Genomic DNA, 13,953 nt, shown 5'->3' on the forward strand with positions numbered 1-13,953 from the left:
TGAAATACTCTGCTTAATTTTTAGCTTGATGACCAACATCGGACGGACTAAGCGCATGTGCCTTAACCGGGGCATTGCTTTGTTCGTCGGCGCCAATATCAAACGGAGCTATGCGCGGCTGGCCATCCATATCTGTAGTCATACCAGGATACATGGTCGTTCCATGGTCAATAGCAGGGCTACCGGCTTGCAAATGATAAGTTCCAGAGGCGTTTTTTGCCAGTTTAGGATCGGCTGTGGTATAGCCCTCTGCCGGCATATTACCGGCATCCTTTACCCGGAATATGATATTACCCAACCATTGCGGATTGGCGTATGGACCAGAAATAGTAGCCGCCGGTCCACCTCCCTGGATAATATTATCCGCCACGGTAATATAAGTGGCACCCATACCATTCTTGCGGCCGGTTTGGATGATGTTTTCTTTATTATTAACCAGTGTATTAAAAGCGATCAGCACCCGGTCTGGCCGGTCGTGCGCGGTAAGCTGGGCGCCATCGGCAACCTCGCCATCGCCATTGCCAATTACGATAGCCGAGCTGCAGTTTTCGAAATAATTGCTGTAGATAAGGTGATCATCGCCAAAGATCCTTAAGCCTGGTGTATTGAAAAAATAATTGCCGTATACTAAACTTTTGTTACCATGGCGCAAGGTGAATTGTGCAGGGCAATCGCGAACAGTATTGTACCGGAGTGTTACCGCCGATGCCTTAACCGAGATGAGCTCGTTCTCCCCTTCGCAGCGTTCAAACAAATTATATTCAACCACACTGTTGCTTGATGATAAGCTGAAGCCGCTTAATCCAAACTGTAATGCTTCCGCGCCATTTTTACCACCCTGACTGGCAAAATTATTAAAATAGTTATGGTGGATATGTAACCTCTCGGCTATTTGCTTGCCCTCACCACGAATGGCGACAAACCGGCCCATCGCGTTTTTATTTTGAAAGGTATTGTGATCCACCTCCTGATCGCTGCCGGCAATGGTCAAGTCTTCTCCGTCGCCCTGGTTTTCAAATATATTTTGAGTAAAGCGGCAGAAGTTGGTACCTATCCCCGTTTTGGCTTTGGATGCCGTATGAGTAAATTTAAATCCCCGGATAATCATATACGCTGCCGGACTTTGTAAACTAAACCCTCCCTTACCTGCAATTTCCGCAGCGCCTGTATGCTGGGCGGCAATAATAATCGGTTTTTCACGGGTTCCTTTTCCACGGACGGAGATATCCTCAGTGGTGGTATAAACGCCGTCGACCAGCAAGATTAGATCTCCGGGCCTTGCCTTATCAATAGCCTTTTGCAGATCGGCAATTGACGAAACCGTAACCGTTTCTGCCCGCAGTATTTTTGAAGGTAGCCATAATAAAATAATAAAGATAATAACAAGCCTGGCCATATGGCTTTTTGAATGGATGTAAGGATATTTTTTGCGCATTATGATATGTTTTTATGAGGACAAAAAGTATAATGTGACTAACATCGGCTTATTTTTTAAGGGTTCAGTTACACAAATAAGCTAATTGATATACTCCATTGGCTTTAACATGATTGTTACAAAACCCGCAGTTTCACCGCTTTTGGAGATGCGCCGGATGTTAATACCAGTGCCTTATCAGCTTTAGAGGTGTCTCCACCGTCTATGATAATATTAGCGCAATCCTTACCCTCTGCCTGCAGCAAATTGGTAACCGGTGTTAGTACCCGCAGGGCGCTTACCAGAACATCACGGGTGTTGATGAAGCGGAGTAACGATTCGGATTTTTTTTGACCTTGTGCGCTCAGGCCATTCAGCGTAGCATCTTCCACATTATCCAATATAACAGCCGGGCGCAGATCCGGGCTTTCCATCGTCAATCTCACGTTGTGAAGCGTCAATCCACGTACATTACGTGCATATATGCCGTAGGCTGGCGGCACCCCTATCTGATAATATTCCGCAGCTACTTTGGGGACATCGCGCACCGCTCCATGTTCTGCTGTACCACCTCCTGGAAATGCGATGTGGACATCATTGAAGCTGATGTTTTCTAAAAAAATATCATCCATGGCATTCAGTGTAACACATGAAAATATTTCGCCGGGATTATATTTACTCGTAAACTCCGCATCACGAAGCTGCACTGGCTTTACCACCGTTGCATGAATATGATTAAATGAAATATTGCGTACAATAGCCGGGGTATTGGCAATGGGATTAACCGAAGATTTCCCATTACCCGATCCTATGGAAATAGGGCCCGTTACATCTTTCATCACCAGGTTTGAAAACGAGATATTCTCAAACCGCGAACCTGGTGAGCAACGCATTTTTATAGGGCATCCGTAGGTTTCATAAATAAGGCAGTTGGAAACGGTGATGTTCTCAGCCTCCCCTCCCCCAAACCGGAATACGGACCAGCGCGTACTGAACGAACAATCTGAAACGGTTACAAACTTACAGCTGCCAAACAGCGCGCAGGCATCGTCCTGGCATTGTACATCGCAATTGGAAACATGCATATAGGTGCTGCCTATAAAATGAAAGCCATCGTTATTGTGGATCACTTTACTGCGGATATATAAGCCCTCAAACTTTCCTAATGTGCACATGCAAACCCTGATGGAATGATAGGCACTGTTGATGAGTGAAATATCGCGCACGGTTAAATTTTTGCATTGATAAAAAAGCAAATGATACGGGCGATGGTTCCCTGAGATACCGGCCGGCGGCAATACGCCTTTGGTATCGCTGCGGAATTGCGCCCCCTGCCCGTCGATAGTACCATTACCTTCAATGGTGATATTTTCGGCATTGGCGGCAAATATGAGGCCTACGTTACCGTCGTTCATGGTCCATCCACTATCCAAGGGGATCGCCTCGCTGGCATGATATTGTTTACCATCGGCGCTGCCCAATAATTTTCCCTGCGCTGCAATGTGCAAAGTAACGTTGCTTTTCAGTTCAACCGAACCGATCACAAATACACCGGCCGGTACCAGGACCGTACCTCCTTGCTCCTTGTTGCATAGATCAATAGCCGATTGCACCGCGAAAGTATCCAGCGTTTTGCCATCCCCTTTTGCGCCGAAGTCGCGGATGTTATACACCCGTGCACCAATATCGTTAGTGGTTGTTTTTACAGGTCCGGGGCGTTCGGTACCAAATGAGTTAGAGGTAACCACGGCCAATCCTGTTCCTAACGAGATTTTGCCCATCGCGCCCAGCCAGTTACGGCGGGATACGGATTTGTTATGTGTGTTTGCCATTTGTTTCATTTCAATGTGTTTAAAAGAGCCGGCCGCAACAGGGAGCCCCGTCGCGACCGGCGAACCAATTAAACCATGTACTATTTTGTTTGATAAAAAAGTACCCTGTCAATTACCTGTATAGCTCCGTTTAAGGCCAAAATATTGCTGGTACGCACACTCACATAACCTGCCGAATTGGAAAAATCATTTAGCCGCATGGTAAAGTTCTGATCATTATTAACCCTCAGCGTCATGATCGATGTGGGGTTCAGCGGGTCGTAATTTTGTGGTTGCAGCGTAGTGGCCACCACATTGGTAGGTGTTAAATTGTTAAATGAATATGCTCCTTGTACAATTAAATACAACAGGTAGTTTTTTACCTGCTCTTTAGGGTAATCACTCCATTTGGTGGCAGGCTTGCCGTTCACCAGGTATTTGCCCCAGTAACAATCGGCCGTTATAGTTGGCACTTTATTTACCACCGTTGTTCTGAAAACGGCATCGTTATGCAGAAATATAAAGGTGCAGTCGGTTTTAATATACAAATTGGTATCTATACCAGAGTATTCAATAGCCTTGCGCATCAGCTTAAACACCGTATCTTTTCCGGCAAAGTTGTAGCTGCGATCTTTTATATACTGCCATGCGGTTTTGTTAATGTGCGGATCAAGCACATAGGGGTGATAATCGGCATTTTCCTGCAATTTTAATCCGGCCACATTACAGCCCGCCATACTTATTAAGAGGCCCATGCATGCAAGCCATACGATTGCTTGTTTCATCTTCTTCATTTGATATAAATTAATAAGGTGGATTTTGAGTGAGCTTGGTATTGGCGTTCAGCACATTCTGGTTTATTGGCCAGTAAATTTTCCGGATATCGCCAAAACCTGTCGGCGGAAAACCTTTTTGCGTTTGCCGTATTTTAATTAAAGGATCCATAGTCGATACGATGATGCCGTTTCGTTGCAGATCGAACCAGCGTTTAGCTTCACAAAACAACTCCAGCTGGCGCTCGCGTAAAATGCCATTTCCGTTTAAAGGGTTGCCATAAAGCATATCATCGGCATTGGCAAAATCACTGGCCTGGTAGGCTGGTAAACCAGCGCGGGTATGTACCATATTTAAATAAATAAGTGCATTCGCCAAATCGCCGGTCCGGTTTAAGGCTTCGGCCCGTAAAAGATAGATATCCGCGAGGCGGTATAAAGGGAATAGCAGGTTGGCCTGCGGTGAGTTAGGATAGATCTGGTTGCCGTTCTTATCCAGGTTTGGCGCATAGTATTTCCATATTTTATCGTGATTGTTCACTTTAAAATCAACGCTCTGGGCTCCCCTTATATCTGCGGTTGTAGTTGTAAAATAGGTCCACAATGCCGGGTCTACGGCAAAATCGCTATTGGTATCACCAGCCCCAATTTCCTGTGAGGTCTTATTACCGCCATCAACCGTAAAATCCCAATTCAAGCTCCAGATATCCTCTTTGGAATTTGTTGGTGAAGTAAAAATGTTTTTCCACGTAGCGGTAGGTTCCAGACTGTAGCGTTTTAAGGCCAGCAGCTTATCACACCATGACAAAGCATTGGTATAATCATGGTTGTACATATAAACATCCATCAGCATAGCCGCGATGCCGCCGGAATTTACATTCCAAACTACCGAGGCTGTCTTGTCAGACAAGTCATAGGCTTTCAACAGATCGGGTAGGATCTCGTTTTTCATGATATCAGCTGCCGGAGTTACAGCCTTATACGGATCGGTATTCAGATCCTCATAAGGCTGTGTCCATAACGGTACATTACCCCAAAGTCTTATCAGCCAAAAATAACAGTAAGCTCTGATGGTTAGTGCCTGTGCCTGCAGATCATTGGATGTAGCGGCATCAATTATCGGAATAGTTGGAATGTATTTTATAGCAAAGTTGGCGCGGCTTATAGTGGTATAGATCAGGGTCCAGTCGGCGCCATTGGTAGTGGGTGTTAATACATTGATGCTCAGTGGCAGGGCATCATTATAGGTTGGGTGAAAAGTGAGGTTATCGCTCCGGCCATCGCCCCAATAGATAAACTGGCTGTTAAACATATCCTGAACACCGTCATATATACCTGCAACGCCAGCTTTGGCATCATCCGCGCTTTTCCAGAATTTATCACTTCCTAACTGACTTTTAGGGGGCTGATCCAGCAGTTTTTTACAGCCTGATACCGAAATCAGCAATGTTAAAAAAGTAACGCTTAATATTTTTTTCATGTCTCGATGAATTAGAAATTAACATTTATACCAAAACCAACCTCGCGCCTGCGCGGATAGCGGCCATTATCATTACCCGGAGTGAGGGCCGAGCTGGAAGAAAATTCCGGGTCATACCAGGTATAATTTGTCCAGGTGAGCAGGTTTGCCCCGTATATATAAGCCCCTATGTTTTTGAGCTTATAACGCGACGCCAGGTTAGCCGGTAAATTATAGGTAAGCTTTGCATAACTCAATCTGATAAACGATGAGTTTTCCAGGAACCTGGTTTGCGTGCCGGGGAAATTCGCGGTTGAGTTCTTTCGGCCCATATATGGAATGTTGGTGATATCGCCCTGCTTTTTCCAGGAATTGTAAGTGGTATTATTATCGGCCACAATACCCGATGTTGCCAGGTTATCCAATGTTTGCCGTGGACTGTCGTAGATTTGGCCTCCCCAGGTAGTATTTAGGGTAAAGGATAAAGAAAACTGTTTATAATTTATGGTATTGATGATAGAAGCGTAGAATGAGGGTTGCGCGTTACCTAAAACCTGGCGGTCATTGGCATCTATCACACTGTCTTTTTTCACGTTGTCAAATATCATGTCGCCACCAAGCAGTAAAGCGCCGCCAGCATACATATGATGTATGGTACCGCTATAGGTTTGCCCGTTCAGCGTATACCTTTGAGCTGTTTTACCGTCGGCAGATACCCCTTCTGGGGTTAACCTGTTCCAATTGCCATCGTAGGCGTTTGAGGCATCATACTGATAAACACCCAAACCTTTGTAGCCATAAAAATCGCCTATCTTTCCACCTTCCTGTACCAGGTATGTGGCCCCACCAGAAGTTGCCAGGAATGGTTGATGATTGTACAGGCTCTTAATACGGTTCCGTTCAATCGTCAGGTTAGCTCCAATGTTCCAATTAAAATTTTTGCTGGCAACCGGTGTTCCGTTCAGCGAAAGCTCAAAGCCTTTATTGGTAACATCACCCACATTTACATATACATTGGTGAAACCTGTTTCAACCGGGATATTACGCTGATAAAGCAGGTTTTTGGTTGTCTTTTGATAGTAATCGGCGGTTACATTCAATCTTGAATTGAAAAACTGCAGATCGAGCCCGATGCCCTTTTGGATATTGCTTTCCCATTTTAACTGGGAGTTTCCAAACTGGTTGCTTAACACAACACCATTTACAGCATTATAAAAAGAAGAGCCAAAAGTATAGATGAGCAAATTAGAGTTGGATGGGATCCGGTCGTTACCCACCTCACCATAATTTACACGGAGTTTGGCATCATTCAGTATCTTTTTTGACCAGGCCATAAATGGTTCATCTGTAAAACGCCAGGCTGCTGATGAGCCATAGAAATCGCCATATTTATTATCCTTACCAAACCTTGACGAACCATCCTTACGGTAAACTACGCTAAACAGGTAGCGACTCTTATAATTATAGGTCGCCCGGGCGTAAAGCGACTCGCGGCTGGTTGACCCCGCATCGGTACCGGTATTGGTTTGATCAATAGTGCCATAAACATTCGAAGTGTATATGGTTTCATTGGCCGAATTTGAGCCGGCAATTTTAAAGTTGTTATTCTGCGTTTTTTCGGCACTTACACCAGCCACGGCGGTTATGGAGTGGTTGCCGAATGTTTTAGCATAGTTTAAAAATCCCTGGTAGGCCCAATTGGTATTAACCGCAAAACTTTCCCTGCCCGAATTAACCAAAGGACTGGCGCTGCTTAACAATTTAGGGTCAAAAAACACATTATGCGGTGTTGATAAACCGAAGTCGAAATTATTGGTTAAGCGCAGATCTTTGGTGATCGTATAATCTATCTGGTTAAACAGGTCGCCGGTATAAGTATTGGTAACATTAACTTCTAGCAAAGCAACTGATAACTGGTTGCGGCGACCACTAATATATCCCGTTAAAGTACCGTCGGGATAATATAGTGCTAAATTTGCCGGCCGCTGAAATGCCTGGTTAATGGTATTGCCCTCGTTAATATTATTATTGGTATTGTATCCGAATGACAGGCGGTTGCTGTATTTAAATCTTGGGGATACCTGGTAATCCAAATTAAACCGGGCCTGAAGCGTTTTTGCATAACTGTTAACAATAAGGCCCTGGTCATTAATGTACCTGATACTGGAGTAATATTGTATGCTTTTTTCACCTCCGCTTACTCCAAAATCAAGAATATCCCTTTTGGCGGTTTGGGTAATTACATCCTGATTATCATTATCGGAGTTAAAAACAACATTTAATGAATCATTGGTAGTGGTTGGTTTGTCTGGGCTGTTGCCGTTATATAAATTTCGTTCAATGCGCAGATCTCTGGAGTTTGGCTGCTCCAGTTTATGTGCCATCACCCCAAAGATACGGGCATACTGGGCATTGATCAACGGTTTGCCTGGCCTGCCGCGTTTAGTAGTGATCAGAATAACACCATTTGCCGCCTGCGAACCATAAATAGCAGCCGATGCCGCGTCTTTTAATACCTCGATAGATTGGATATCATTGGGGTTTACATTATCGGCGCTTTGGCTTAAAATACCGTCAATTACAAATAGCGGCGCATTACCCGCACTTGAAAATGTCGATCCCCCGCGTATCTGAATAGATCCCGTGGCGCCGGGTTCTCCCGAATCATTGATAACCAGCACTCCTGATGCCTGTGATTGCAAGGCATCTATCAGGTTTATGGGATGACGTTCCTCTATTTGTTTGGCTGTTACTGTTGAAATAGCTCCTGTCAGATCGCGTTTGGCTACCGATTGCCCATAGCCTGTTACAACCACCTCACTTAAATCCGTCGCTGATTCTTTTAATGTTATATTGATGCTTTTTCGGTCGCCAACAGGAACCTCCATGGAAACATAACCCACGGATGAAAACATCAGTATGGCATTGTTATCAGGTACATTGATCAGGAACTTTCCATTAGCATCGGTAAGAACCCCAATCTGCGTACCTTTTAGCTTTACGCTTACACCCGGCAATGGTCCCTTGGCGTCACTTACCACCCCGGAGATGGCGATTGATGCTGTTTGTAACCTCCTATCAGTAATGATGACCAGATTATTCCCGTTCAGTTTATAAGTAAGATCTGTTTTTGACAGCAACATTTCCATCACCTCCGTAATAGAGGCATTGCTCAGATCTATCTTATCAATAAGCTTTGCATTCAAAGCATCATCATTATAAACAAAGCGGTAGCTGCTTGCCTTTTCAACTTCGGCAAGTGCTTTTTTTATCGAAACGTTATGCAGGTTAATATTGATCTTATCCTGCCCGTAGCCTTTTGAAAAAACCTGAAAGGACGATATCACGATCAGGAGAAGGGTACACTTTGTCATGAGGAATATTTTTATAAGGCATTGCAACCGCATATTGCTTATGCGGCAAGCATTTTTTTTCATAATTTAGTCTTTAGGTTACTTTAATTATTGGTTTAAGACGACTGGTAATTTTGAAGGAACCAACACTGCGGGGGATGCGTCAACATTCTCCGCTTTTTGGTTTTATTAGCATTTTATGGGTCGAGTTTTATCATACGCGTTTGATTTAAGGTTAATATGCAGGTCAATAAATGACTACTTTATCGTTATCAATTAAAAAGCTGAAGTTGCTGGTAGCCTTAAGCGCTTCCAAGGCTGTTGTTAATGATTCTTTGGTAAACTTTCCGCTAAATTTTTTCTGCTTCAGCTCATCATTTTTAAAGGAGATAGAAACGCCATACCAGCGTTCCATTTTTTTAGCAACGTCATCAAAATATTCATCATCAAATACCAGCTTATTTTCAAGCCATTGCGCTTCGGCTGGCAGTGAGTCGTTTTGTTCGTGATGCAAAGAGCTCAGAGTTATCAAAGTATTGTTTTCGTTTTTGTTGTGCGCGTTTTTGTTGGGTAAGGTTAGCTTTTCAGAAGGTTTTAATATGATCTTATGGTCTGGGTTTGATACCGGTGTCAGCTCTATCCTGCCTCTGATCAATGATGTTTCGGAGGTGTTATCATTGGCATATGACCGCACATTAAAAGCGGTGCCCAATACCTTGATCTGCATGGTCGCGGTATTTACAATAAAGGGATGTTCGGCATCCTTTACCACATCAAAAAAAGCCTCGCCGGTTAAGCGTATTTCCCTGTACTTATTGCCGTAGTTAGTTCCGTAAAACATTTCACTCCCTGCATTAAGCCATACTTTGCTGCCATCGGGTAGTATTATTTTGCTAATGCCGCCAAGGGGGGCCGCGATCTGGTAAGTTTTTCCCTGACTATTTCCGGTAAAACTTCTCCAGTAAAAAAATGACAATAAACCAAAGACCAAACATGCCGCCGAAACGTACAAGCGGCTTAAACGATGCCAGATGCTTCTTACTTTGGCCGAGGCCTCAACCATATCTTCCGGGCTTTGAAAATTGTCTGTTTGAGGTGTGTCCATATCCAGTTTACTTTCCAAACGGGCCCACTTTTCCTGTATCTTATGCGAAATAAAACGGGGAGGCCGATCAGGACTTTGTTGCCACAAGGCTTCCAGAACCTGTATGGAGTATGCATCGGCCCAGGGTTGAGCAGTCAATATATCCAACTGTTGAAGCTCTTCGGGGGTAGCTTCATTATTGAGTTTTTTTCCTAAAAGTATCCAAAGAGTTTCCTGGTCCATTGTTTTTAGCTTCAATAACAAGGACAGGAAAAAATGAAAACACCCCAGTGAAAAAATTAAATTAATTCACCGACGCCTTTTTGAATACTCTTTTATGATGATCCGGCGATGCTGAAATTGCTGCAGCTACAGATTTAAGCGCATTGCCCATATGATATTCTACCGTTTTGGGAGATATGTTCATAATTTCAGCAACATTTTTGTATTTCAACCGGTCTTCCTTAACCAATTTAAATACCATCTTACATTGTTCGGGTAAGCACTGTATGGCATCATTAATAATTTTGGCGAGTTCGGCAGTGATCAGCACCTCTTCAACCGAGCTATTAATATCCTTTAATTCAAATCCAACCGATTCGATATCAACACATACAATACGGTTTGCCTGGTTATAGTTAAGCGCCTGGTTTTTTATGGCTACATACAAGTAAACGGTTAAATTATTTACCTCGCTTAATTTAGTACGGTTTGACCATACTTTTACAAATACATCGTCAACAATCTCTTCGGCTACTTCTGTAAGTTTTACAAAAGAACAGGCCAGTTTTAATAATCGCTCATAGTATAGAAAGTATACCTTCTGAAACGCGGCAAGATCACTATCGCGCGCTATTTTTAATAATAGCTCTTTAACATCAATATTTAACATGTATAATCAGGTTTGAACAAGTGCATTTATGGTGGAAAAATGCTGGTAATTGGTTAAACCTAATTTAGGGTTGAAAAACGCCTCAGAAATAAACTATATTGACTAAATACTAACTCCTATTTACAAATTCATTACGGATGATCGCTTAACCACGATTTCGGAATAGTTTAGCTCGCTAAGTATGTACCGACATAAGCGGACATATCGGAACTATTTAAGTCGGAAAATTAAGTCTGTGTTAAGTTTCGGTTATTGAATCCGTTTGGGGTAGATTATTCAGTTTTTCTCCAGTATTCTACAGGTTTCTTTGCGGAAAATCAAAAATCCGCAGTCCATGAAACACTCCTACTTCCTTAACAGGTTATTGTTGTTTTCTTCCTTAATCTTCCTGTTTGCCTTTTCGTCTGTTGCGCAGATCATAAAAGGTAAAGTTGATGATTATAAAACCGGCGAACCACTGGCCGGAGCAACAGTACATTTAATACAACAGGGCGTAAATAAAATAGCCCCCGTAAACCTAAACGGGTCTTATATTTTTAAAAACGTACACCCTGGTTCTTATCAAATACAGGTAAATTATATCGGCTACAAATCTTCGCAGGTTTATGAAGGTAACATCAGCGCTACCGACCAAATAAAGATCATCAATATTGATCTGCGGGATGCAAGCACTCAGGTGGCCGAAGTTAAAATTACTGGTCAAGGCAATAAAGAAACAGACCGGACGGCCCGGGGCATTGAGAAAAATGCCAGCATGATCCAAAACATCCTTTCGGCCAACACCATTAAGCTTTTACCCGATGTAACCGTGGCCAATGCCTTACAACGGGTGAGTGGCGTAAGTATACAACGCTCGGCCAGTGGCGAGGGCCGTTACGCCATTATACGTGGGATGGAACAACGGTATAATTCTACACTGGTAAATGGCATTAAAATACCAAGCCCGGATCCAGCTTATCGTTTTGTACCCATGGATATATTTCCATCTGAAATGCTGGAACGCCTGGAGGTTATTAAAGCCCTTACACCCAACATGGAGGGCGATGCCATTGGCGGGGTCATGAACCTGGTGATGAAAAGCGCACCCGATCATTTTGTGCTTAGCGCAAATATATCTGGTGGTTTTTCTTCTTTGTTCTCTAAAGGTCGCCTATTCAATGCTTTTGATCCATCATCTGCGCGCCAATCGCCAGCTATGGTACATGGCAACAGTTATGGGGCTACCTATGCCGATTTTAATAACAAAGCATTAACCAGCGATCAAAATCTTAACAATCCCCTGAGTTCGACAGCTGGTTTAACCATTGGCGATCGTTTCCTGAATAATAAACTGGGTGTAATTGTTTCGGCCAGTTACCAGAATATTTACCGGGGCTCTAATTCCAAAAGGTTAATACCCAATGCGCAGCCGGATTACCAACCTTTACCAAACTCACCTCAGTTTTCCGATTCTTTTGATCGTACCTATTCTACTCAAACACAACGTTTAGGCATCCATAATAAAATTGACTATGTGATTGATGACAAAAACAAGATCTCGTTATACAATTTGTACATCCATCAAAATGAATACGAGTCGCGCTTGTCATCAGACACCTTGGGCTTAGGTTTAAACTCTACTAATTTTAGTAAGCAAATCACGCTGTCAAACAGAAGCACTTTAACTCAGCAAACTATTTACAATTCTACGCTGCATGGCGAACATATATTAAGTGATGAATGGAAATTTAACTGGGATGGCGTTTATTCCAGAGCTACCCGCAATATGCCCGACAGGACCGAGTTTTCATACGATGCCAATAAGGCCCTCAATAGCGCTGGCGCGGTTACCAATGAATATGATAACAATACGGTACTAACTCACCATTGGGAAAACAATAAAGATCAGGATATAAGCGGTTACGCCAACCTTATCTATACCCCTAAAATTGCCGGCAAACCTGTTGAGTTTTCAACCGGGGGCCTATTTCGCCATAAAATAAGGGATAATTATTTTATGGAATATACCTTAAAAGGAGGCTCAACATTATATAACAATAATTTAAATTCTATTCCATTTACCATGTCGCAACCTATAGATGGTAAGGGTAGCAGTAACAATAATTTAGAGAATAACTATCATATAACCGAAAACGACAACGCGGAATATCTGCAGGCAAAGTTTGATCTGCTACCTAAACTACAGATTTTAGGCGGCGTCCGGGTCGAAAACACCAATGTGTCCTATCTTACCCAATCCCCTATTACCGTTCCGGGCAGAAGTGGAAAATACATTTACACTGATGTTTTGCCAAGTATTCACCTAAAATACGCGTTAACTGACAACCAAAATATCAGGGCATCTTATTTTGCATCAATTAGCCGTCCCGGTTTTGGAGAGCAGGTACCTTATCAATTTGACGGAGAATATTATAAGGAAGAAGGGAACTCCAATTTAAAGCACATTACGGCTGATAATTATGATGTGAGATATGAGTTTTTCCCAGGTGGGGCCGACCAATTATTACTGGGTTCTTTCTATAAAAAGATCTATAATCCTATCGAATATTATGTAGTTCGTGGCTCCGGCCCCAGCGATCTGCTAATCCAACCGGCGAATGACCCGGGTAATGCTATCAATTATGGTTTTGAGGCTTTGGCAACCAAATTTTTTGGCATAATAGGGTTTTCTGCTAACTATACTTATACCCACTCCCGTGTAACTACTCCCAAGTTGCTATATGCTCCAACGGGAGTTAATGATCAACCGATGAATAGCATTATAAATGAAACACGCCCATTACAGGGACAGGCCAATCATGTGGGTAACGCATCGGTATTGTTTAAAAGTGCCGACCTGGGCTTAGATATGCAATTGGCCTTTGTGTATACCGGCGAACGTCTGGCCCAGGTTTCTGCATACGCCAATCTTGATTTTTACCAGCACGCTTATGGTCAGTTGGATTTCTCTTTTGAAAAAACGATTTCCAAACACTTCTCTTTTTATGGCAAAATCAACAACCTTACCAATGCAGCTGCCAAGATATACCTGAAATATCCGCATGATAAAATTAAGTCGCAATTGCAGGAGTTTTTAGGCAAACAGGATATAGCGGCACAAACGTTAGTGCAAAGCGATTATTATAAAACGCTATTCCTTGGCGGTTTCAGGTATAAATTCTAACAAC

Annotated in this window: 8 protein-coding genes; 1 reads left to right on the top strand and 7 read right to left on the bottom strand. The window is 43.1% G+C overall.

Features of this window, described 5'->3' with window-relative positions:
• Positions 1 to 13: 13 nt before the first annotated feature.
• From AB6735_RS10145 to AB6735_RS10175, 7 genes are all read right to left on the bottom strand, one after another.
• Positions 14 to 1,435 (bottom strand): chondroitinase-B domain-containing protein, encoded by a 1,422-nt coding sequence (locus tag AB6735_RS10145; RefSeq protein ID WP_370995813.1) that lies wholly within the window; start codon positions 1,433 to 1,435, stop codon positions 14 to 16.
• A 116-nt stretch (positions 1,436 to 1,551) separates the two neighbouring features.
• Positions 1,552 to 3,246, bottom strand: coding sequence for a glycoside hydrolase family 28 protein (locus AB6735_RS10150; RefSeq protein ID WP_370995814.1), 1,695 nt, complete (start codon positions 3,244 to 3,246; stop codon positions 1,552 to 1,554).
• An 80-nt stretch (positions 3,247 to 3,326) separates the two neighbouring features.
• Positions 3,327 to 4,019 (bottom strand): fasciclin domain-containing protein, encoded by a 693-nt coding sequence (locus AB6735_RS10155; protein ID WP_370995815.1) that lies wholly within the window; start codon positions 4,017 to 4,019, stop codon positions 3,327 to 3,329.
• A 10-nt stretch (positions 4,020 to 4,029) separates the two neighbouring features.
• A complete protein-coding gene (locus AB6735_RS10160) occupies positions 4,030 to 5,478 on the bottom strand; it encodes a RagB/SusD family nutrient uptake outer membrane protein (RefSeq protein WP_370995816.1) in 1,449 nt (482 codons plus the stop codon).
• Positions 5,479 to 5,489: 11 nt separating this feature from the next.
• On the bottom strand, positions 5,490 to 8,831 hold the full coding sequence (locus AB6735_RS10165) for a SusC/RagA family TonB-linked outer membrane protein (protein WP_370995817.1): 3,342 nt from the start codon (positions 8,829 to 8,831) through the stop codon (positions 5,490 to 5,492).
• Positions 8,832 to 9,057: 226 nt separating this feature from the next.
• A complete protein-coding gene (locus AB6735_RS10170; protein ID WP_370995818.1) occupies positions 9,058 to 10,137 on the bottom strand; it encodes a FecR family protein in 1,080 nt (359 codons plus the stop codon).
• A gap of 61 nt (positions 10,138 to 10,198) precedes the next feature.
• Positions 10,199 to 10,786, bottom strand: coding sequence for an RNA polymerase sigma-70 factor (locus AB6735_RS10175; RefSeq protein WP_370995819.1), 588 nt, complete (start codon positions 10,784 to 10,786; stop codon positions 10,199 to 10,201).
• 334 nt (positions 10,787 to 11,120) lie between these two features.
• Here AB6735_RS10175 and AB6735_RS10180 point away from each other — a divergent pair, with 334 nt between their 5' ends.
• Positions 11,121 to 13,949: a TonB-dependent receptor domain-containing protein gene (locus AB6735_RS10180; protein ID WP_370995820.1), complete on the top strand. Its 2,829-nt coding sequence runs from the start codon at positions 11,121 to 11,123 to the stop codon at positions 13,947 to 13,949.
• The last annotated feature ends 4 nt before the right edge of the window (positions 13,950 to 13,953 follow it).

Origin of the sequence: Mucilaginibacter sp. RCC_168 (genome assembly GCF_041355315.1) — a bacterium.
GTDB lineage: Bacteria > Bacteroidota > Bacteroidia > Sphingobacteriales > Sphingobacteriaceae > Mucilaginibacter.